Below are 20,407 nucleotides of genomic sequence, written 5' to 3'. Positions count from 1 at the left end.
CAGGGCGCAATGGAAACCGACTATTTCATTGGCATGGCGCAGCAATCCTTGTGGATTCTTGCGCTCGCATCGGCGCCGCTGCTGCTGCCCGTGCTCATCGTCGGGGTGCTGCTCGGCATGGTGCAGGCGGCGACGTCGATCAACGAACAGACGCTGACCTTCGTGCCCAAGCTGATCGTCGCGGCGATCTGCCTCGCGATCTTCGGCGGCAGCATCCTCGTCCTGCTCACCGATTTCACGCGCGACCTGTTCGCGCAGATTCCGGCACTCGTCCGCTAGGACAATGAACCCCGCCGACATCCCCAATGTCGAGGCGATGCTCCAGCTGTGGATGCTGGGGATGATCCGCCCCGGCGCCGCCTTCATCGCCGCACCCGTGTTCGGCGCCGCCAATGTGCCGGTGCAGCTCAGGCTTGTCATCGCGCTTGCGGTCGGCGTGCCCGCGGTCGCGGCGTCGGGCATGGTGCTGCCCGCCGAAGGGATCGTGTCGGTGCCGGGCATCTTCTTCATCGTCGGCGAGGTGGTGATCGGTCTCGCGATCGGCTTCGTGCTCCAGATGGGGCTCGCCGCCGCGCTGCTCGCGGGCGAAGTCATCAGCAATGCGATGGGCCTCGGCTTCGCGTCGATGGTCGATCCCTTGAGCGGCGCGTCGAGTTCGGCGATCGGCCAGTTCCTCGCGATGCTCGCGACCGCGCTCTTTCTCGCCGCCGACGGCCACCTCCTCCTCATCGACATCGTCGTGGACAGCTACACCGCCCTCCCCCCCGGCAACGCCTTTCCGTCGTGGGACGCGCTCGGCGGCGTCATCCGCTTCGGCAGCCTGATGTTCGCCGCCGCGCTGACGATCGCGCTGCCCGTCGGTTTCGTGCTGATCCTCGTCCAGATCATCATGGGCGTGATCGGCCGCTCGGCGCCCGCGCTCAACCTGTTCGCGGTCGGCATCCCCGCGACGCTGCTCGCCGGCATCGTCCTGCTGGGCGTCGCGACGCCCGCGATGGCCGAAGCGATCATCCGCATCCTGTCCGACGCGCTCGACGCCGCGCGCATGGTCGCAGGCGTCTGAGCCATGGCAGAGGGCCCCGACAAGGACCAGAAGACCGAACAGCCGACGGCGAAGAAGCGCGCCGATTCGACGCGCGAGGGCGATGTGCTGATGTCGCGCGAGCTGGCGACGGCGCTGATGATGCTCGCCGCGGCGGGGTGGATCGTCGCCGCGGGCGGCTGGTTCGTGCAGTCGGCGGGCGATCTGGTGCGCCGGGGATTGACGCTGACCGCCGCCGACGTCGCCGATTTCGCGCCCGGCGAGGCGCTTATGCGTAATGGCGCCGAAATCCTGCTGCCGCTCACCAGTCTCTTCGCGCTCGCGCTCGGCGCCGCGGTCGCAGGCCCCGCGATGCTGGGGTCGATGGGCTGGCGCGGCAAGGCGCTGCATTTCAAGGGCAACCGCATCAACCCGATGAGCGGACTCAAGCGCATGTTCGGAATGCAGGGCGCGACCGAGCTGGGCAAGGCCATCGCAAAGGTCATCCTGCTCGGCGGCATCGGCTACTGGCTCGTCGCGCGCAGCCTCCCGGCGATCATGTCGATGGCCGGATCCGACCTGATCGCCGCGATCGGTCTTGCCGGCAAGGCGATCGGCCACGCGATGCTCGCACTCGCGGGCGGGCTGGTGGTCATCGCGCTGATCGACGTGCCGGTGCAATGGTTCCAGCGCAACAAAAGGCTGATGATGAGCAAGCACGAGATCAAGGACGAGATGCGCCAGTCCGACGGTGCGCCCGAACTCAAGCAGGCGCAGCGCCAGCGCGCGCACGAGATTTTGAGCGGATCGGCGCGCAAGGCGGTGTCCGAGGCCACCGTTGTGCTGACCAACCCGACGCATTTTTCGGTCGCGTTGCGTTATCGCCCCGGCACCGATGCGGCGCCGGTCGTCGTCGCGCGCGGACGCGGCGACGTGGCGCTGTCGATCCGCGAACTTGCGCGCGCCGCCAATGTGCCGATGCTCGAATATCCGCAGCTCACCCGCGCCATCTATTTCACCGCGCGCGCCGGCCGCACCATCCCCGAAGAATTGTTCGTCGCGGTCGCGACCGTGCTCGCCTTCGTCTTCCAGCTCGAGCGCGCGGTCGCCGACGGCATCGCGCAGCCCGCGGTCGATGTGCCGCCCTCGCACCGTTTCGATCCTGAAGGCCGCCGCCAGGCTTAAGATGCGCCGCGCACTGCCGTTAAGGGGTGCGAAGGATATTTCGCCATGGTCAATTCCATCGCCAACAGCCTGGGTTTCGGGTCGGGCATCGACATTCCCAAGCTCGTCGACGACCTGTCCAATGCCTCGCGTCAGCCCAAGATCGCGCGCCTCACCGAATTGACGCAGGCGAACCAGACGCGGATCAGCGCGGTGGCCAAGGCGCGCGCCGACCTCGATGGATTCGCCGATTCGCTGAGCCAGATGATCGGCGACGGGACGCTGCGCAGCACGCCCACCGTATCCGACGACAGCGTGCTTGGCGCGACCAGCCGCGCGGGCCTGTCCGCCGACAGCTTTGCCGCGACTGTCGTAGTCAATCAGCTTGCGCGCGCGCAGACCAATTTTTCGGGCGTCGTCGCCGATCGCACCGCCGCAATCGGCACCGGCACGATGACGCTGACCGTCGGTGGCGTCGCGAAAACGATCACGATCGACGGGACCAACAACAATCTTGACGGACTGGCCGATGCCATCAATGCGAGCGCGGCGGGCGTCACCGCCTCCATCATCGCCGACGAGGGCGGGCACCGCCTCATCCTCAAAGGCCCGACGGGCGAAGCCAATGGCTTTACGCTCGTCGCCGATGCCGGTGCCGACCCGGGGCTCGCCTCCTTTGCCACCGACGGCGGCATGACGCTCGGCCAGAGCGCCGCCGACGCCGAGTTCACGATCGACGGCATCGCCTTCAACCGCGCGACCAACATCGTCGATGACGTCGTGCCCGGCATGTCGCTGACCCTGAAAAAGGCGGCGCCCGGCCAGCCCGTCGACATCGGCGCCAACCGCCCGCTCGACATGATCAAGCAGACGGTGGGCGACTTCGTCGCGGTCTATAACCAGCTCAAGGCCAGCCTCACCGCCGCTTCGAACCTTCCCGGCGCGACGACTTCGCTCCGCGAACTCGAACGCGACCTCGGCGGCCTGATCCACCAGGTGATTTCGAGCCACGGCAGCATCAACCAGCTTTCGGACATCGGCATTTCGGTGACCAAGGAAGGGTTGCTGTCGGTCGACAATGCGCGGCTCGACAAGGCACTCGAAACCGATGCCGGTGCCGTCGAGGCCCTGTTCAACCCGCGCCGCGACGCGACGCACAACGAAACGACCGATCCCGGCATCGCCTTTGCGCTCGACGCGATCCGCGACAGGGCGGTTGGCGCCAATGGCGCGATCGACCGCGTGTCGCGCTCGCTCGAAACCAGGCAGAGGACTCTCGCCGAACAGCTTGCGAAGGTCGAGGAGCGCGAAGACGCCTACCGCACGCGGCTGGAGAAACAATATGGCGCGCTCGAAGCCAGGCTCGCGGCGTTCAAGGCCACGCAGACCTATCTCGAACAGCAGATCAAGCTCTGGACCAACCAGGGCAACGATTAAGATATAGGCACCGAGGACCACCGCCGTGACCGCCACCGCATCGACCGTCCGGGCGACCGGGCTTTACCGCCGATTGCAGAATGAGAGCCGCGCCGCCGCCGCCGATCCGGTCGAGCTGGTGACGATGCTCTATGACGAGCTTGAAACCGCGGTCGGCGTTCTTGAAGCCATGGTGCGCCAGGGTCAGCGGATTTCCGCGACCGAACCCGCACATCGGGCCCGCGCAATCCTGATCGGACTCGACGTCAATCTCGACCATGACAAGGGCGGCGACGTCGCGGCGGCGTTGTCGCGTGTGTATCGCAGCATGCGGCGCAAGCTCGACGACGCGGTGGCAGCGAACAGTGCCGATGCGCTCGCCGAACTGCTCGAGGGCATCCAGACGATCAGCGCCGCGTGGCGGCAGCTTCGCTGACGCCGGCAATGACGATACGCGAATAGCAATCGGCCCGCCCTTCGGATGAAGGCGCGGGCCGCGATCATTGCGTTCGGGGAACCCGCTGGGTACCCGGCCGCCCTGGGTGGGGACGGGCGGCCGGGTGGGTTCGGGAGCGGACCAGAGCTCCCTTTTTCAGCGGGTGCTGAAACCTGTTTCGGGCGAGCCGTCAGGCGGCCTGCTGGTGAACCCCATATTTGCGCATCTTTTCGATCAGCGTTGTGCGCTTCAGCGTCAGGAGGCGCGCGGCTTCCGAAATGATGCCGTCGGCGAGATCGAGCGCGACGTGGATCTGTTCGAGTTCGATCGTCTCGATCTCGCGCTTGAGGTCAATCGGGCGGCCCGGCGCTGGCGTCTTGGCAACCGCCGCCGCGGGCTGCGGCACAGGGCGATCGTCCGCGCTGGCCTGCACCGCGGCGATGCCGCCGGGGACAGCGGGCCGCGGAGCAGGCGTCGCGGTGGGGTTCAGGAGCATCGCCACGTCCTGCGCGTCGAGCGTCTCGCCCCCGTGGAGGACGCTGGCGCGCTCGACGAAGTTTCTGAGTTCGCGCACATTGCCGGGCCAGCGATGCTGCATCAGCATCGCCATGGCGCCGGCGTCGAAGCGGCATTTGGCATCGACCGGCATCTTGCGCTGGAAATGGCGGATGAGCGCGGGAATATCCTCGGCGCGGCTCGCCAGGCTGGGGACCTGGAGCACAACCACGCCGAGCCGGAAGAACAGGTCTTCGCGGAACTTGCCTTCGGCGATTGCGGCGCCGAGATCCTGGTGGGTCGCCGAAATGACCCGCACGTCGACCGGCTTCACCTCGCTCGATCCGACGCGCACGATCGTACGGTCTTCGAGCACCCGGAGCAGCTTGACCTGCATGTCGAAGCGCATGTCGCCGATTTCGTCGAGGAAGATGGTGCCGCCTTCGCTGGCCTCGAAATGGCCGATGCGGCGGGCGTGGGCGCCGGTGAAGCTGCCCTTTTCATGCCCGAAAAGTTCGGATTCAATGAGTTCGCCGGGGATCGCGCCACAGTTGATCGCCGAAAAAGCCTTGCCCGCACGGGTGCCTTCGTCGTGGATCGCGCGGGCCACCAGTTCCTTGCCCGATCCCGAGGGGCCGCAGAGCATCACCGAGGCGTTCGACCGCGCCACCCGGCGGATCATGTCGCGCAGCCGGACCGCGCCTTCGCTGGTCCCGATGATCAATGCTTCGAGCGTCGGCTGATTATTGTGCCCCACAGTCATTCTGGTCTCCATCGCGCCGCCCGCCCGGCGCCCCTTCGATGGCTTCAGAAATTGATGAAACTGGTAAACAAAAGCTTATCCGTGATCGTATAACCCATTCAAATATAATGATTATTGCCAAAGTGAAAGCTTTGGCGTCGCATTTGCGTTAACCAGTTTCGAAATGGCACCAGATTGGCGCTAATTCCTTGCGGGGCGCCAGCCAAGCGTGATCGAGATGCGCCGGTTCCGCGGGTCGAATCGGTCCGAAGGGATATAGGGTTCGCGATCGGCGACCCCCTCGATTCGCGCGAAGCGATCCGAGGCGACACCCCGGAACTCGAGATAGTGGCGTGTCACCTCGGCACGGTCGACCGACAGGCGCCAGTTGTTCGTTCCCGACTTCGCCGACCAGGGCGCGGCATCGGTATGGCCGCGGATCATCAGCTGGTTGGGGGCCTCGGCGATCGGCACCGCGACTTCGGCGAACAGTTTCGCGCCGGCCGGGGTAAGCTGGCTGGTGCCGAGCGCGAACATCGAAAAGTCGGCGTCGTCGACGATGTCGATACGCAGCCCCTCCATCGTCTCCGTAAAGTGCAGGTTGCGCGCGAGCCGCCGGAGGTCGCCCTTGCTCTGGATCCGGTCCTTCATCGACTGGGCGAGAAGGCTGAACCTCTTCGACTCGGCCTCGCGCGCGCGCCCTGACGCCTCGCGCGGGCCGCCCACCGCGTCGCGCGGGATCGTCATCGCGCGCGTTCCCGTCTGCGCCGCGCCGTGCGGATATTTGTCGACCGACACCAGGGAATCGCCGCCGAACAGGCCGTTCGAGCCCGCCGTGTCCTGTTTGCTCTGGACGATGGTCGGCGCGAAATAGTCGGCGAGCGCCTTGCGCTGCTTCTCATTCGTCGCGCCGAGCAGCCACATGAGCAGGAAAAAGGCCATCATCGCGGTGACGAAGTCGGCATAGGCGACCTTCCACGCGCCGCCGTGATGTCCGCCGTGCCCGGCCTCGATCACCTTTTTGACGATGATCGGGCGCACGGGGGTGTTGGGCCGCGCGGCCATCAGCGGCCCCGCATCCCGTCGAAGACCTCGGCGAAGCTCGGCTGGTTATGATGATCGACCCCCGATCGCGCCGCCTCGATCACCAGCGGCTGCGGGTGGCCGTGGAGCGAAGCGATGATGAGCTGCTTCACCGTATGATAGATGGCGCCGTCGCTTTCGATCACGGTCCTGGCGCGCGTCGCGAAAGGCCCTACGAGTCCATAGGCGAGCAGCACGCCGAGGAAGGTTCCGACGAGCGCCGAACCGATCATCGCGCCGAGAATCTCGGGCGGCTTGTCGATCGAGCCCATCGTCTTCACGACGCCCAGCACCGCGGCGACAATGCCGAGCGCCGGGAGCGCATCGGCGAGGCTCTGCAAGCCATCGGCGGGCTTCATGCTGTGGTGGTGGTGCGATTTCAGGGCATTGTCCATGACCTCCTCGACCGCGTGGGGGTCGAGCGTGCCCGAGGAGACGACGACGAGGCGCAGCGTGTCGCAGATCAGGTGGACGAGCGTATCGTCCTTCAACAGCTTGGGATATTGCTGGAAAATCGTCGAGTTCTTCGGATCCTCGATATGCGGTTCGACCGCCACCGGCCCTTCGGTGCGCATCATTTTCATCAGCGACGAGACGAGCAGGATGCAGTCGAGATAATCCTGTTTTTTATACTGCGGTCCCTTGAACACCTTGCCGAGCCCGCCCGCGAGCGCCTTCAGATCGGCACCCGAATTGCCGATGATGAGCGAGCCGAGCGCCGCACCGCCGATGATGAGCATTTCGTGCGGCAGCGCGTGCATGACAGGGCCGAGATTGCCACCGGTCAGCGCAAAACCCCCGAAAACCAGCAGGATCAGAACGACAATGCCGACAACGGGAAACATGCGCAGGCCACTCCAATCGGGCGCCGGTCAGGGCCGGTCGCCCGCAAATCCAAAGGACGTCTTGATGTTTAACGGCAGCGCGACCGCGATCTTGAGCGCACTCAGCGCAAAAGATCGAACAAGGTCTGCCGGTTGATCTTGGCAAAGGCCGCCTGCGCGGCGTTGAGCGTCAGTTCCTGCGCATTGAGCTGCGCGATCGCGACGGTGAGGTCGGTGTCCTCGACCACCGAGCGTTCGTCGGTCAGCGCGATCCCGCGCGCCGCGAGCCCGTCGCCGATGCGGTCGAGGCGCCCGCCCGCCAGGCCGATCCGGGCATGCTGGTCAGCGACATGGCTGATCGAGGCCGCCAGCGCGCCGAGCGACAGGTTCATCGCGGCGGTGTCACCCGCGGCAACCGCGGTTGCCGCGTCGCGGATGCCCGTCGACAGGCTGTTGCCGGCGATGACGAATATATCGGCGGCCGAAGGCACCGGTGCAAAGCTGAGGTCCGCGTCGAACCGCATCACGCGCGCGGGACCCGCCGCAAACAGCGGCTCGCCATTCGAATCGCGCGTCGCGGCGAGCGCATCGAGTTCATCGGCAATCGTGGTGAGTTCGGCAGCGATCGTTGCACGATCCGCCGGGTTCGTCGAATCGCTGACCGCGGCGAGCGTCAGTTCACGCGCGCGTGTCATCAGATTGCTGACCGCCTTCATGACGCCATCGGCCTGCGACACGAGCGCGGCGGCCGAATTGACGTTCGCCGACCAGGCGGTCATGCTCGCCTGCGTCGTGCCGATCGTCGCGATCCGCCGCGCGGCGACCGGATCGTCGGACATGCGCAGCAGTTTCTTGCCGCCCGAAATCTGGATCTGCGTCCGCTCGAGCTGTTCGGCGAGGCTTTGCTGGCGCGCGATTTCGCGCGTCATGCGATTGCCTACGGCGTTGATCATGGTTTCGACCTTCCCTTAGAGCGAACTCAGAAGCGTTTGCATTGTTTCGCGCGCGACCTGAATGGTGCGCGCGGCGGCCGAATAGGCCTGCTGATAGCGCAGCAGTTCGGCGGCTTCGGTATCAAGGTCGATCTGGCTGACGCCGTCGCGCGCCGCGGCCGCCGCATCGGCGCGCGTCGTCGCGGCGGCATGGTGCGCGCGCGCCGCGGCGACCGTCTGCGCCTGCGTCGCCATAAGCCCCGACCAGCGCGCTTCGGGATCATTCGCGCCGCGCATCGCGCCGAACGCCAGCATATTGCCGTTGCCGCTCGACGCATCGGCGGCGGCGACCTGGTCGGGCGTCAGCGGCGCCGCGGTCAGCGTCGCCGCGCTGGCGCCGGTGAACAGCGGCTGGCCCGGATTGCCATTGGCATCGGCGCCAGCCTGATGCGCGGCGTTGAGCTGCGCGGCGAAGTCGGCCGCCATCGTGTCGAGTGCGGCGCGCTGGTCGGCGACATGGTTCGCGCCCTCGGCCAGCCCCGCGAGCGAACCCGTCGCAATCGCGAGCGGCGCGCCGCCGACGCTATACGACAGCCGGCCGTCGGGCGCGGCGGTGACGGCGATCGGCGTGACCACGCCGCCGCCGACGAGCAGGTCGCCCGGCCCTGCCGCGCGCAGCGTCACAGCGCCATTATTGTCGAAGCTCGCGCTCACTCCCGCCTGCGACGATAATTTGTCGAGCAGCCGGTCGCGTTCGTCGAGCAGGCTCGCCTCGTTGGTCGAACCCGGCCGCGCCTTGCGCAGCCCGATGTTGATCTGTTCGAGCGCCTCAAGATTGGCGTTGAAGGCGCCGACCGCGCTTGTCGCGGCGCCCGATATGCCATCGCTCATGCCGGCAAGCTGGTCGGCGGCGGTGCGAAAGCCCGAGGCGATGTCGTCGACCGACTGCAGGAATTGCGCGCGCAGCGTCCGGTTCGCGGGGTCGGCGGTGAGCTGGTCGGCGGTGGTGAAGAGCCTGGTGAGCCCGGTCTTGATCCCGTTGGTTTCGTCGCTGAGCGCGCCCTCCACCTTGCCGAGCCAGTCCAGCCGCGCCGCCGCGCGCTCGGCATCGCCGGAGGTCAGCCGCGAATCCGCGATCAGCCACTGGTCGACCGAGCGATCGAGCCCGCGAATATCGACGCCGCCGGGACTGGTGTTGCCCCGATAGAAGATCGAATTGCCGCCGCCGACGGCCTCCATCATTTCGAGCCGCCGCCGCGCATAGCCCGGCGTCTGGGCATTGGCGATATTGTCGCCGATCGTCGACAGCGCGCGCGAATAGGCCTTGAGCCCGCTGTAGCCGATGCCGAGCAGGTCGCTCATTGCCCGCCTCCGCCAAAGCGGGCCACGGACGCGCCGGGCGGGCCGCGAAACTGGCGTTCGACCATGTCGGCAATGCCGAACTGGCGCATCGCGGCGAGGCTGTCGGCGGTGCGTGCATCGGCCATTTCGCGAAAATTGTCGGTCGCGCTCGACCCGAAGATGTCATCGCCGAGCTTTGCCTGCCGCATCGACGCCATCAGCTGGCGCAGGATCACCGCCTCGAACGCCTCGGCCGCCTTGCGCAGCCCGCCGTCACCGCCGCCCCCGGCGGCCAGCGTCGGCATCGCCGACGCGGAAGAAATCGGGTTCGTCATATGATCACCAGTTCCGCAGTGAGTGCGCCGGCCTGGCTCAGCGCCTCGAGGATGGCGACAAGGTCGCCGGGGGGAACGCCCAGCCGGTTGATCGAATCGACCAATTGGGAGAGCGAGGCGTTGGGTTCGATCAGGAAGGCGGGGCGATAATCCTCCGCCACTTCGATTTCGCTCGACGGTTCGATCGCGGTCTCGCCGCGGCTGAACGGCGCGGGCTGGACGACCATCGGCGATTCCTTGACCGACACGGTGAGCTTGCCATGGCTGACCGCCGCAGTGCCGACGCGGACCGCGCCGTTGATCACCACGGTGCCGGTGCGTGCGTTGACGATGACCTTTGCGGGCGGCTCGGCGCGCGTGACGGTCAGATTCTCGATCCGCGACATCAGCCGCATCCGCTCGTCGCCATTGCCCGCGGTGCGGATGGCGATGCTGGCGCCGTCGATCATCGAAGCGCTGCCCGGAATGGCGGCGTTGATCGCGTCGGTGACGCGCTTCGCATTGGTCGCGTCGAACTGGTGGAGGTTGAAGGTCAGCCAGTCGCTCGTCGCAAAGCCGGTGTCGACCGCGCGTTCGACCGTCGCGCCCGCCGCGATCCGGCCGCTCGACGGCACATTGACCGTCAGCTTCGATCCGTCGGCGGCATCGACGCCGAGCCCGCCGATCACCAGATTGCCCTGCGCCATCGCGTAAATCTGTCCATCGGCGCCATAGAGCGGCGCGAGCACGAGCGTGCCGCCGCGCAAGGATTTCGCCTTGCCGATCGCCGAGACAGTGATGTCGAGTCGCTGGCCGGGCTTGGCAAAGGGCGGCAGTTCGGCGGTGATCATCACCGCCGCGGCATTTTTGAGCGCCGGGTTCACCCCCGGCGGCAGGGTCAGGCCAAAGCGCGACACCGCGCCCTTCATGCCCAGCGTCGAATAGTCGAGGCTGTCGTCGCCGGTGCCCGCGAGCCCGACGACGATGCCGTACCCCGTGAGCTGGTTGGCGCGCAGGCCCTGGAACTGGCCCATGTCCTTGATGCGCTCGGCGTGCGCGGGCGCCGAGAAGGCGAGGCCCATGAACAGGAGCGCGAAAAGCGCGAACAGGATCGGACGCTGGATCACGTGCATTTCCTCTATTCAGAAGGGGCTGATCATCGAGAAGAAGCGCTGCAGCCAGCCCTGACGGCTCGCGCGCGCGATTTCGCCCTTGCCGACATAGCGGATCGTCGCGTTGGCGACGCGCGTCGACAGGATGCGGTTGTCGGGGCTGATGTCGATAGCGCGGACGATCCCCGAAATCTGGACGCGCTCGTCGCCGCGGTTGAGCGTCAGGAACTTTTCGCCCTTCACCAGCATCGTACCATTGGGATAGACGGCGGCAACGGTCACGCTGACCTCGCCCGACAGCGCGTTCGATTGCGACGCTTCGCCCTTGCCCTTGAACTGCTGACCGCCGCCCATGCCGATATCGCTGGGGTTGAAGAAGGAAAGCGGACCGGTGGTCGGCGGGCTGAGGCCGATGTCGCCGTCGCGCTGGGTGCCCGCGGCGTTGCTTTTGGTCGCCGCGGTGCGCTCGACGAGCTGGATCGTCAATATGTCGCCGACCTGCCCCGCGCGGCCGCCCGACGTCAGCGGCACATAGGCGCCCTGAAAGATCGAGCCGTTCGCAGGTGGGGGGGGCGGCGGCAGCGGCATCGTCGCCGAAAAGGCATCGGGCGGCAGCTTGTCCTTCGCCTGCACCGCGACGGGCGCGAGCGCGAGGGCCAGCATCGCCAGTTCAGAGAGTCTGCGACGCATTTTTCATCATCTCGTCGGTCGCCGAGATCATCTTCGAATTGACCTCATAGGCGCGCTGCGTTTCGATCATGTCGACAAGCTCTTCGACGACATTGACGTTCGATCCCTCGAGCATCCCGCCGCGCAGCGTGCCGCGCCCTTCCTCGCCCGCGCCGCCGACCAGCGGGGCGCCCGAGGCCTGCGTCTCGACGAGCATGTTGCCGCCGATCGCCTGGAGCCCGGCGGGGTTCGAAAAGCGCGCAATCTCGATGCGGCCGAGTTCGAGCGCGGTGCCGTCGGCGGCGGTCGCCGACACGGTGCCGTCGAGCCCGATCGACACATTGCCGGCGTCTTCGGGAATCTGGATCGCGGGGGTCAGCGGCTTGCCGTCGGGGGTGACGATCGTGCCGTCGGGGGCGCGGCCGAAATTGCCCGCGCGGGTATAACCGATGCGCCCGTCGGGCAGTTCGACCTGGAAATATCCCGCGCCGTCGATCGCGACGTCGAGCCCGTTGCCCGTCGTCTGGAACGTCCCCTGCGTGTCGATGCGCGCGGTGCCGTTCAAGGCGACGCCGGTGCCGAGGTTCAGCCCCGTCGCATAGCGGTTTTCCGCCGTCGACGGCGCGCCGGCCTGCGTCATCAATTGATAACTCAAAGTCTCAAAGCTCGCGCGATCGCGCTTGAAGCCCGTGGTGTTGACGTTGGCGAGGTTGTTCGCGATCACCTGCATCCGAAAGCTTTGCGCATCCAGACCGGTTCGTGCGACGTGCAAGGCGCCGAGGCTCATGTCTCTATCTCCTAACGAGGAAGCTGCATCAGATTGGCGGTTGCGCTGTCCATGTCGCGCACGTCGCCGATCATCTTCAATTGGGTGTCCCAGCTGCGGCTCGCCTCGATCATCTCGACGAGCGCGCTGGTGGCGGTGACGTTCGACCCTTCGATCGAACGGGTAAGCAGCCGCGCTTCGGGATCGTCGGGCAATATGCCGCCGCCCTTCACGCGGAACAGGCCGTCGAGCCCCTTGGCGACCTCCGACCCCGCGGGGGTCGCAAGCCGCAGCCGGTCGACCTCCTGCGGATTTTCGGGATCGCCGCCCTGCGGCACGATCCACACGCGGCCCTGCTGGTCGATGCTGATCGCATCGGCGGGCGGGATCGTCACCGGGCCCTGGCCGCCCTGCACGGGATGCCCGTCGCCGGTGGTCAGCAGCCCGCTCGGCGACACTTGCAAATCGCCGCGCCGCGTATAGGCCTCCTCGCCATTCTTCGCCTGCACGACGAGCAGCGCGTCGCCCTGCATCGCGATGTCGAGGTCGCGGCCCGTCGAAGTGACGGTGCCCGCCTTCATGTCGGCACCCAGCACCTCTTCGGACGCCATGGCGCGCGCGTCGAGCCCGCTGCCGTCGAGCCAGAGCGACTGCGCGCTCGCCATATCGGCGCGGAAGCCCGGCGTCTGCGCGTTCGCCAGATTGTTGGCGATCGCCGTCTGCCGCGCCATGCTGCCGCGCATCGCGGAGAGGCTGGTGTAGATGAGGCGGTCCATGGATTGGCTCCCGGGAAGCGGTGGTCAGCGATGGTTCAGCGCAGGCCGATGATCGTCTGGGTCAGCTGCGACGCGCCCTCGATCGCCTTGGCATTCGCCTGGAAATTGCGCTGCGCCGCCATCAGCATCACCAGCTCCTCGGTGATGTCGACGTTCGAGCGTTCGAGCGCGCCCGATCGGATCGCGCCCATCGGCCCGTTGGTCGCCGCGTCGATCGTCGGGGGGCCGCTTTCGCCCGTCGACTGCCAGTGCGCGTCGCCCGTCGGACGCAGGCCCGACATGGTGGGGAAAGTCGCCATCGCCACCTTGCCGAGCATCTGGTCCTCGCCATTGGCAAAGGTCGCGGTGACGAGGCCGTCGAGGCCGATGGTGACGTTCACCAGCGCCGAAGCCGGGTCCGACGGCGCGCCGGTGGGCAGCTGGAAATCAAAGGCGCCGGCGAGCGTGTTGTCGGTGACATTGCCGACGGCATCGACGGGAAGCAGCTGCAGCCGCGCCCCCGTCGTGTCGATGACATAGCCGTCGGGGGTCGGTTCGAACGAACCGTTGCGCGTATAGCTGACCTGTTCGCGCGGCGGCTCGCCCTTGACGATGAACAGACCCTCGCCGACGATCGCGAGGTCGAGCGTCTTTTCGCTCGATTCATACGAGCCCTGCGTGAACTGCTGGGTGATGCCATTGAGGCGCGTGCCCTGGCCAGCGATCATCTTCGTCGACTGCGTCGGCGACGAGGCGAAAATGTCGCCGAACTGCGCCTTGCTCCGCTTGAAGCCGACCGCGCCGGCGTTGGCGATATTGTTCGAGATGACCGACATGTCGGTCTGCGATGCCTTGAGGCCCGAAAGCGACGTATAGAATGACATGGGCTTATCCTTCCTGGGTGGTGGGGGCGGGCGCCGGGGTGGCGGCCTTGATGTCCCGAAGCAGCTGCGTCTGCGCCGCGAGCTGCTCCGAAATCTGGGCGAGGACGGTGTTGGTTTCGCTGATCCCGGCGAGGCTCGAGAATTGCGCCATCTGCGCGACCATCTCGGTGTTGTCGACCGGGTTGAACGGGTCCTGCTGCGACAGCTGCGCGGTCATCAGACGCAGGAAATCGCTCTGACCCATCTGCTGGCTGGTGCCCGGCGAATGGAACACGGGGTTGTTGTTGCTGATACCGTTGATGCTCATCTTACTGTCCCATCCTCAGGGTTTCGTTGATCAGGCCTTTCGCGGTTTCGAGGACCTGGACATTGTTCTGATACTGGCGCGCGGTTTCGACCATCTCGACCAGTTCGGCGGCGCTATCGACCGCGGCTTCCCAGACATTGCCGTCGGCGTCGGCGAGCGGGTTCGACGGATCGTGGCGCTTCGACGGCGCCATTTTCGAGGTCGTGATCTGGTCGATCTGCACCGTCGCGCGGCCATGATCGTCCATCACCGTGCGAAAGACGGGCTTGAGCGAGCGGAAGGCGCCCGCCTCGCTGCCCGCGACCGTCCCCGCATTGGCGAGGTTCGACGCGGTGGTGTTGAGCCGCACCAGCTGTGCCGACATGGCGCGGCCGCTGATGTCGAAGACGGAAAAGCTGCCGTTCATCGTTATTCGCCTTTCAGCGCGCGCGACAGCGTGTTGATGCGGCCGCTCAGAAAGGCGAGGCTCGACCGATAGGCGAGCGCATTTTCGGCATAGGCGGTCTGCTCGGTCGCCATTTCGACGGTGTTGCCGTCGAGCGAAGCCTGCACCGGCACGCGATAGGCAATCGCCTGCTCCGTCGACCGACCCTGCTGCGCGAGGTCGAGCGCCTTGGCGAAGTCGAGGTCGCGCGCCTTGTAACCGGGCGTCGCGGCGTTCGCGATGTTCGACGCGAGCATCATCATGCGCTGGCTGCGCAACTGGAGCGCCGTCGCGTGCAGGCCAAAGAGTTTCTCGGATGCCATCACCACATTCCTTCGCTTGCCTTACGCTTGCCGCGGTCCGGCCGACTGGCGCGGACATACGGAAACACCCAAGGGAGAATGCAATGGCTGTGCCAAATCCATTTTTTCTATGTTTTTCCGATATTTGAAATCGTTCATGCGGTTCCGTCGGGGGCATCGTCAAAAAACCGACGAGGCGCCGAGGCGTCGGCGTAAATCGGCACGCGACGGTGGCTGGCACGCTTCGTGCATTTCGCCAGGCCAGCAATTCGGACCCCCAAATCCCGATCCGAGGAGACGAACCTTGTCCCGCAGTATCTTTGCAACGCTCGCCGCCTGCGCCATCGCCGCGCCGATCGCGGCGCAAGGCCAGACCGCCACCGAGGATTGGCAGGCGATCGACGCGCTGACCGCGACGGTCGCCAGCGCGCTCGGCCGTACCGCGGTGCCGATCGATCGCCGCATCAAGCTGGCGCGCTGCCCCGAGCCCGCGACGGTGACCGCGATCGATGCCAACACGCTCGCGGTGCGCTGCGCCCCGCTCGGATGGCGGCTGCGCGTCGCGATGACGGCGGGCGCGGACGGCGCGTTGCCGGTCGCGGCTCCCTTCGCGCGCGCCGCGCCGAGCGCGCCCGTCGTTCGCCGCGGCGACCATGTCCGCGTGTCGATCGACACGCCGAACTATTCGATCAGCTATGCCGCGATCGCCGTCGAGGACGGCCGCGTCGGCGACTCGATCGCGCTGCGCGGCAGCGACCGCAAATCGACGCTGAGCGCCACCGTCACCGGCCCCGGCGCCGCGCGCATCGATCCCTGACCGCGCGCGGCATACGCGCGAACGGCCCGGTCGCCGTCGGCTTTCCGACGCGGCCGGGCCTTTCTTTTCTTTTTGCACGCGGCCGCGCTTAATCCCCCGGATCGCGCGCCGTTAAAGCCTTCGTGAAGCGCGTCGTCACTTTTCTGACGGCGCCCGATGGAGGCATGCATGTCGGGTGACAGCAAGATCGGATCCGTTGGCGGCGTCGCCCGCACCGGCCCGCTGCGCCGCGTCGTCGGCGAGGCGACGGCTTCGGCCCGCGCACCCGCGCAGGTCCGGCCCGCGTCGGACAATCTGCCCACCGCGCGGTTGACGCGCCTGGCGAACAATCTCGCCGACCAGCCGCCGCCGGTCGATGTTGCGCGCGTCGCCGCGCTGCGCACCGCGATCGGCACGGGCAATTACGGCGTTCACCCGGCGATCATCGCCAGCGCGATGCTCGACTTCCACGGCCGCGGAACCGACTGATGCTGGCGGCGATGGACGAGGTGCAGGCGCGGCTCGATGCGCTGATCGACGCGCTCGACGGGCATGATGCGGGCGCGATCATCGCCGCGACCGAAGCGCTGGCAACCGCGGTCATCCTGCTGCGCGGTGCGCCGGTCCCGGCGGGAAGCGAACAGCGCGCGCGCGCGCTGATCACCCGGACGCTCGGCCAGCTCGAAGCCGCCGCGATGCGCGTCAACATATTGAAGGACTGGACCCGTCAGCGGATTGACAGAAACCATGACATCCGCGGCACCCGGCCGAGCGGAATTGCTTTAAGCTACTGATATTCAGTACTTTACCTGCCACATTACGGAAAGTGGCACGATGATTGCTTTGGGTCTGCTGAACCAGCGGAACCATGATGATGAACGCAATCAACCAACCCCGGCCACCCGCCCGCATCGCCGCTCCCGTGCTCGACGCGGTGCAGCGCGCGGCGGCGCGCACGGGGATCGATTTCGACTATCTGTTCGACGTCGCGCGCGTCGAAAGCGGCTATGATCCGAACGCCAGGGCGTCGACCTCGTCGGCGCGTGGCCTGTATCAGTTCACCAAGCAGACCTGGCTCGCGACGCTCGAACGTCATGGCGCCAGCCATGGCCTTGCCTGGGCCGCCGATGCGATCTCCCGCGATGCGTCGGGGCGCCTGTCGGTCGCCGACCCGGTGCTGCGCGACCAGATTTTCGCGCTGCGCGACGATCCGTCCGCGGCGGCGTCGATGGCGGCGGCGCTCACCGGCGACAATCGCGCCTATCTGGAAAGCCGGATCGGGCGCAGCGCCGAACCGGTCGACCTGTATCTCGCGCATTTCCTGGGGTCGGCAGGGGCCGCCCGTTTCCTGACCGCGCTCGCGGCCGATCCCGACCAGCCCGGTGCGCCGATGATGCCCGAGGCGGCGGCGGCCAACCGGTCGGTCTTTTACGCTGGCGACGGCCGTATGCGCAGCCTTGCCGAGATCCGCGACCGCTTTCGCGCCAAACTCGACGACGGCGGCAAGACCGACAATCTGAAACCCCATGCCCCGCTGGGCTGGCGCGCCGAGGCGCGCAGTTCGAGCGGCCTGGCGAACGGCGCGGGGCGTCCCCCGCTGCAAATGATGGAAATCCGGCCGATGCCCCAGAAACTCTCGATGGGCTTTGCCGCCGATGCCTATCGGCGGCTCGCGGCGCTGTCGGGAGGCGCGGCATGACCGCGGGTTTCAACCTTCGCAACATCGGCCGCATTGCCGGGGTATCGGCGCTGCCGGCGGCGATGCTGATCCTTGTCGCGCTGATGGTGATCCCGGTTTCGCCGCTGGTCCTCGACATCAGCTTCGTCGCGAACATCATGATCAGTTTGCTGATCCTGATGGTTGCGCTGCAGGCCTCGAAACCGCTTGATTTCTCGGCCTTTCCCACCGTGCTCCTGCTCGCGACACTGTTCCGCCTCGCGCTCAATGTCGCGTCGACGCGCGTGGTGCTCGTCAACGGGCATGAGGGCACGGCGGCGGCAGGACATGTGATCGAGGCGTTCGGCCAGGTGCTGATCGGCGGCGATTATGTCGTCGGCCTGTTCGTCTTTGTCGTGCTGATGATCATCAACCTGATCGTCATCACCAAGGGCGCGGGCCGCGTATCCGAAGTCTCCGCGCGCTTCACGCTCGACGCGCTGCCGGGCAAGCAGATGGCGATCGACGCCGATCTGAACGCCGGGCTGCTCACCCCCGAAGAGGCGAAGGCGCGCCGCGTCGAGATCGGCACCGAAGCCGATTTCTACGGCTCGATGGACGGCGCGTCGAAGTTCGTGAAGGGCGATGCGGTCGCCGGCCTGCTGATCCTGTTCGTCAACATCGTCGGCGGGCTGATCCTCGGCATCTTCAGCCACGGGCTGAGCCTCGCCGAAGCCGGCAGCACCTATGTCACGCTCGCGATCGGCGACGCGCTCGTCGCGCAGATCCCCGCGCTGCTATTGTCGATCGCCGCCGCCGCGATCGTCACCCGCGTGGCCTCGCCCTTCGACCTCAGCGGCCAGATCGGCAGCCAGTTTTCCTCGCCGCACATCTGGATCGCGGTCGGCGGCATCCTGTTCATCCTCGGACTGGTCCCCGCGATGCCGCAGATGCTGATCCTGCCCGCCGCCGCGCTGTGCTTCGCGATCGGCTGGCAACTCCGCCGCGCCGAAGCCGCGATCGCCGACGCGCCCGAACCGGCGGCGGCAGCGCCCGACCCGTCGCGCATCGAATGGGCCGAGGTCAGCGAAGCGAGCGCCTGCCAGCTCGAAATCGGCTATGCGCTCGTCACCCTCGTCGACGAACGCAAGGGCTCGCCGCTGATGACGCGCATCACCGGCATCCGCCGCCAATTGTCGAAGGAACTGGGCTTTGTCGTCCCGCCCGTGAAGGTCAGCGACGATCTGTCGCTGCCCGGCAATGTCTATCGCATCTCGATCGCCGGGGTGATCGTCGGCGAGGACGAGGTGTTTCCCAACGAAATGCTCGCGCTCGATTCGGGCGATCTTGTCACCCAGGTGACCGGGCGCCCGTGCAAGGATCCGACCTTCGGCCTCGACGCGCTGTGGATTCCCAAGGCCGCGCAGAATGACGCGATCGCCGCAGGCTATACCGTCGTCGACCCCGCCACCGTCGTCGCGACGCACCTCAACAACAGCATCGTCGGATCGGCCGCCGAGCTGTTCGGTATCGACGACGCGCAGGCGCTGATCGACAATCTGAAGACACATTATCCGCAGCTAGCGCAGAATCTGAGTCCACAGGGCTATTCGCTGCCGCGCGTCGCCGGCCTTTGCAAATCCTTGCTCGTCGAGCGCGTGCCGCTGCGTGATTTCCGCAAGATCGCCGAAGCGATGGTCGCGCTTTCGGGCCAGCAGCTCGGCGAGAGCGACCTTGTCGAAGCGGTGCGCCAGCGCATCGGCGCGCTGATCGTCCAGACGATCGTGCCGAGCCGGATGCCGCTCCCCGTCGTCACCTTCAGCCCGGAGGTCGAAGTGCTGCTCAACCAGGCGGTGCGCGCCAATCCCGCCGCCGAATGGCCGTTCGAGCATGGGATGGCGATGAAGATCATCGAACAGATCGGGCGAGCGGTCGAACCGTTGCTCCTTTCGACGCGCAGCTTTGCGCTCGTCGCCTCGCCGATTTGCCGCTCCGCGCTCTCGCGCCTCGTGCGCGCGACCTTCCCCGACGTCGCCGTCATTTCCTACCTCGAGATCCCGGCGACCAAGCAGACCGAAATCGTCGCGACGATCGGCGCCGACGTGCCGCGCCTCGCGACCGGACCCGATGCCCCGATGGAGGATCATCTAAATGAGAATTGAGCCCGCCGAGCAATTTGCCGGGGCACCCGGCCGCGCGCTGCGCCCGCACGGATACGGCGAAAGCGTCGATGCGCTGGTGACGGAATATGCCCCGCTGGTGCGCAAGATCGCGTGGCAGGTCTTTTCGCGCGTGTCGCGAACGAGCGAGCTCGACGACCTGATCCAGACCGGGCTGATCGCGCTGATCGAGGCGAGCCGCCATTATGAAGAGCGCGGCTTTGCCTTTGCCACCTATGCCTCGACGCGCATTCGCGGCGCGATGATCGACCAGCTGCGCCGCGAGGCGGACGTCGGGCGGTCGGCGATGGTGGCGGCGAAACGGCTTCAGGCGACGCGCGCCGCGCTCGAACAGCAATTGCTGCGCGCGCCGACCGCGGCCGAAATGGCGGTTGCGCTCGACATGGCGGCGGAAGATTATTTTGCGCTCGAGCGCAATGCGACGCACGGCCGCTCGACCTCGCTCGACGAACTCACCGACATCGGCGCCTTCCTCGCGGCCGACGAGGATGCGCTCGCCGACGACCGCTGCGAGCAGGAGGATCTGATGGGCGCGCTGCGCCAGTGCGTCGGGCGGCTGTCCGAGCGCGAGCAGCTGGTGCTCCAGCTCTATTTCTTCGAGGAACTGAACCTCCACGAAATCGGCCTGACGCTCGACGTCAGTGCGGCGCGCATCTGCCAGATCAAGCGCGAGGCGATGATCAAGGTCGAACGCATGATGCGCGAGATGACCGACTAGCGAGCCCCGAGGGATGACCGGGTGCAGCGCAGGGTTGCGCCGCACCCGGTCGGGGGGGGCAAGGCGAAG

General features: G+C 66.8%; 25 protein-coding genes. 11 read left to right on the top strand and 14 right to left on the bottom strand.

Annotation, left to right across the window (positions count from 1 at the left end; genetic code table 11):
- Window positions 1–9 precede the first annotated feature (9 nt).
- From SALA_RS14880 to SALA_RS14860, 5 genes are read left to right on the top strand one after another with little or no spacing between them, the layout of a single operon-like run.
- Window positions 10–279, top strand: a complete 270-nt coding sequence (locus SALA_RS14880; RefSeq protein WP_011543194.1) for a flagellar biosynthetic protein FliQ — start codon at window positions 10–12, stop codon at window positions 277–279.
- 4 nt (window positions 280–283) lie between these two features.
- A complete protein-coding gene (gene fliR, locus SALA_RS14875) occupies window positions 284–1,063 on the top strand; it encodes a flagellar biosynthetic protein FliR (protein ID WP_011543193.1) in 780 nt (259 codons plus the stop codon).
- 3 nt (window positions 1,064–1,066) lie between these two features.
- The gene (gene flhB / locus SALA_RS14870; RefSeq protein WP_011543192.1) at window positions 1,067–2,206 is read left to right on the top strand and encodes a flagellar type III secretion system protein FlhB; all 1,140 of its coding nucleotides are present in this window, start codon (window positions 1,067–1,069) and stop codon (window positions 2,204–2,206) included.
- 45 nt (window positions 2,207–2,251) lie between these two features.
- On the top strand, window positions 2,252–3,622 hold the full coding sequence (fliD, locus tag SALA_RS14865) for a flagellar filament capping protein FliD (RefSeq protein ID WP_011543191.1): 1,371 nt from the start codon (window positions 2,252–2,254) through the stop codon (window positions 3,620–3,622).
- Between the two features lie 25 nt (window positions 3,623–3,647).
- On the top strand, window positions 3,648–4,037 hold the full coding sequence (locus SALA_RS14860; RefSeq protein ID WP_011543190.1) for a flagellar protein FliS: 390 nt from the start codon (window positions 3,648–3,650) through the stop codon (window positions 4,035–4,037).
- A 190-nt stretch (window positions 4,038–4,227) separates the two neighbouring features.
- On the opposite strand, the gene SALA_RS14855 is transcribed toward SALA_RS14860, so the two are convergent.
- The 14 genes from SALA_RS14855 to SALA_RS14790 form a co-directional block, all read right to left on the bottom strand.
- Entirely contained in the window at window positions 4,228–5,295 is a 1,068-nt protein-coding gene (locus SALA_RS14855; protein WP_011543189.1) for a sigma-54 interaction domain-containing protein, read from the bottom strand.
- Between the two features lie 180 nt (window positions 5,296–5,475).
- Window positions 5,476–6,339 (bottom strand): flagellar motor protein MotB, encoded by an 864-nt coding sequence (locus tag SALA_RS14850; RefSeq protein WP_011543188.1) that lies wholly within the window; start codon window positions 6,337–6,339, stop codon window positions 5,476–5,478.
- A complete protein-coding gene (gene motA, locus SALA_RS14845) occupies window positions 6,339–7,202 on the bottom strand; it encodes a flagellar motor stator protein MotA (RefSeq protein WP_011543187.1) in 864 nt (287 codons plus the stop codon). Before motA ends, SALA_RS14850 begins: the two co-directional genes overlap by 1 nt.
- 101 nt (window positions 7,203–7,303) lie before the next feature.
- Window positions 7,304–8,134 carry a flagellin gene (locus SALA_RS14840; protein ID WP_011543186.1) on the bottom strand — a complete coding sequence of 277 codons (831 nt, stop codon included), beginning with the start codon at window positions 8,132–8,134 and terminating at the stop codon, window positions 7,304–7,306.
- Window positions 8,135–8,149: 15 nt separating this feature from the next.
- On the bottom strand, window positions 8,150–9,475 hold the full coding sequence (gene flgK, locus SALA_RS14835; protein ID WP_011543185.1) for a flagellar hook-associated protein FlgK: 1,326 nt from the start codon (window positions 9,473–9,475) through the stop codon (window positions 8,150–8,152).
- Window positions 9,472–9,789 carry a rod-binding protein gene (locus tag SALA_RS14830; RefSeq protein WP_011543184.1) on the bottom strand — a complete coding sequence of 106 codons (318 nt, stop codon included), beginning with the start codon at window positions 9,787–9,789 and terminating at the stop codon, window positions 9,472–9,474. The genes flgK and SALA_RS14830 overlap by 4 nt, the downstream gene beginning before the upstream one ends.
- Window positions 9,786–10,892 carry a flagellar basal body P-ring protein FlgI gene (locus tag SALA_RS14825; RefSeq protein ID WP_041384188.1) on the bottom strand — a complete coding sequence of 369 codons (1,107 nt, stop codon included), beginning with the start codon at window positions 10,890–10,892 and terminating at the stop codon, window positions 9,786–9,788. Before SALA_RS14825 ends, SALA_RS14830 begins: the two co-directional genes overlap by 4 nt.
- Before the next feature lie 18 nt (window positions 10,893–10,910).
- Window positions 10,911–11,570 (bottom strand): flagellar basal body L-ring protein FlgH, encoded by a 660-nt coding sequence (locus SALA_RS14820; RefSeq protein ID WP_011543182.1) that lies wholly within the window; start codon window positions 11,568–11,570, stop codon window positions 10,911–10,913.
- Window positions 11,551–12,336 carry a flagellar basal-body rod protein FlgG gene (gene flgG / locus SALA_RS14815; protein WP_011543181.1) on the bottom strand — a complete coding sequence of 262 codons (786 nt, stop codon included), beginning with the start codon at window positions 12,334–12,336 and terminating at the stop codon, window positions 11,551–11,553. The genes SALA_RS14820 and flgG overlap by 20 nt, the downstream gene beginning before the upstream one ends.
- A gap of 11 nt (window positions 12,337–12,347) precedes the next feature.
- Entirely contained in the window at window positions 12,348–13,091 is a 744-nt protein-coding gene (gene flgF, locus SALA_RS14810; protein ID WP_011543180.1) for a flagellar basal-body rod protein FlgF, read from the bottom strand.
- A gap of 35 nt (window positions 13,092–13,126) precedes the next feature.
- A complete protein-coding gene (locus SALA_RS14805; protein WP_011543179.1) occupies window positions 13,127–13,954 on the bottom strand; it encodes a flagellar hook-basal body complex protein in 828 nt (275 codons plus the stop codon).
- Between the two features lie 4 nt (window positions 13,955–13,958).
- Entirely contained in the window at window positions 13,959–14,261 is a 303-nt protein-coding gene (locus tag SALA_RS14800) for a flagellar hook assembly protein FlgD (protein ID WP_011543178.1), read from the bottom strand.
- A 1-nt stretch (window position 14,262) separates the two neighbouring features.
- Complete coding sequence (flgC, locus tag SALA_RS14795; protein WP_041383422.1) at window positions 14,263–14,667, bottom strand: flagellar basal body rod protein FlgC; 405 nt, start codon at window positions 14,665–14,667, stop codon at window positions 14,263–14,265.
- A 2-nt stretch (window positions 14,668–14,669) separates the two neighbouring features.
- Window positions 14,670–15,008, bottom strand: coding sequence for a flagellar basal body rod protein FlgB (locus SALA_RS14790; protein WP_041383421.1), 339 nt, complete (start codon window positions 15,006–15,008; stop codon window positions 14,670–14,672).
- A 283-nt stretch (window positions 15,009–15,291) separates the two neighbouring features.
- On the opposite strand from SALA_RS14790, the gene SALA_RS14785 reads away from it, so the two are divergent.
- The 6 genes from SALA_RS14785 to SALA_RS14760 all read left to right on the top strand — a co-directional run bounded on the left by SALA_RS14785 (window position 15,292) and on the right by SALA_RS14760 (window position 20,338).
- On the top strand, window positions 15,292–15,804 hold the full coding sequence (locus SALA_RS14785) for a flagella basal body P-ring formation protein FlgA (RefSeq protein ID WP_011543176.1): 513 nt from the start codon (window positions 15,292–15,294) through the stop codon (window positions 15,802–15,804).
- A 168-nt stretch (window positions 15,805–15,972) separates the two neighbouring features.
- The gene (flgM, locus tag SALA_RS14780) at window positions 15,973–16,272 is read left to right on the top strand and encodes a flagellar biosynthesis anti-sigma factor FlgM (RefSeq protein ID WP_011543175.1); all 300 of its coding nucleotides are present in this window, start codon (window positions 15,973–15,975) and stop codon (window positions 16,270–16,272) included.
- Window positions 16,272–16,577, top strand: a complete 306-nt coding sequence (locus SALA_RS14775; RefSeq protein WP_011543174.1) for a hypothetical protein — start codon at window positions 16,272–16,274, stop codon at window positions 16,575–16,577. The genes flgM and SALA_RS14775 overlap by 1 nt, the downstream gene beginning before the upstream one ends.
- A 74-nt stretch (window positions 16,578–16,651) precedes the next feature.
- Window positions 16,652–17,482, top strand: coding sequence for a transglycosylase SLT domain-containing protein (locus SALA_RS14770; RefSeq protein ID WP_011543173.1), 831 nt, complete (start codon window positions 16,652–16,654; stop codon window positions 17,480–17,482).
- Window positions 17,479–19,602, top strand: a complete 2,124-nt coding sequence (gene flhA / locus SALA_RS14765; protein WP_011543172.1) for a flagellar biosynthesis protein FlhA — start codon at window positions 17,479–17,481, stop codon at window positions 19,600–19,602. The genes SALA_RS14770 and flhA overlap by 4 nt, the downstream gene beginning before the upstream one ends.
- Window positions 19,592–20,338, top strand: a complete 747-nt coding sequence (locus tag SALA_RS14760) for a FliA/WhiG family RNA polymerase sigma factor (protein WP_011543171.1) — start codon at window positions 19,592–19,594, stop codon at window positions 20,336–20,338. Before flhA ends, SALA_RS14760 begins: the two co-directional genes overlap by 11 nt.
- Window positions 20,339–20,407 lie beyond the last annotated feature (69 nt).

Source organism: Sphingopyxis alaskensis RB2256 (genome assembly GCF_000013985.1).
Classification (GTDB): Bacteria; Pseudomonadota; Alphaproteobacteria; order Sphingomonadales; family Sphingomonadaceae; genus Sphingopyxis; species Sphingopyxis alaskensis.
This window is presented reverse-complemented; position numbering and strand designations above follow the sequence as displayed.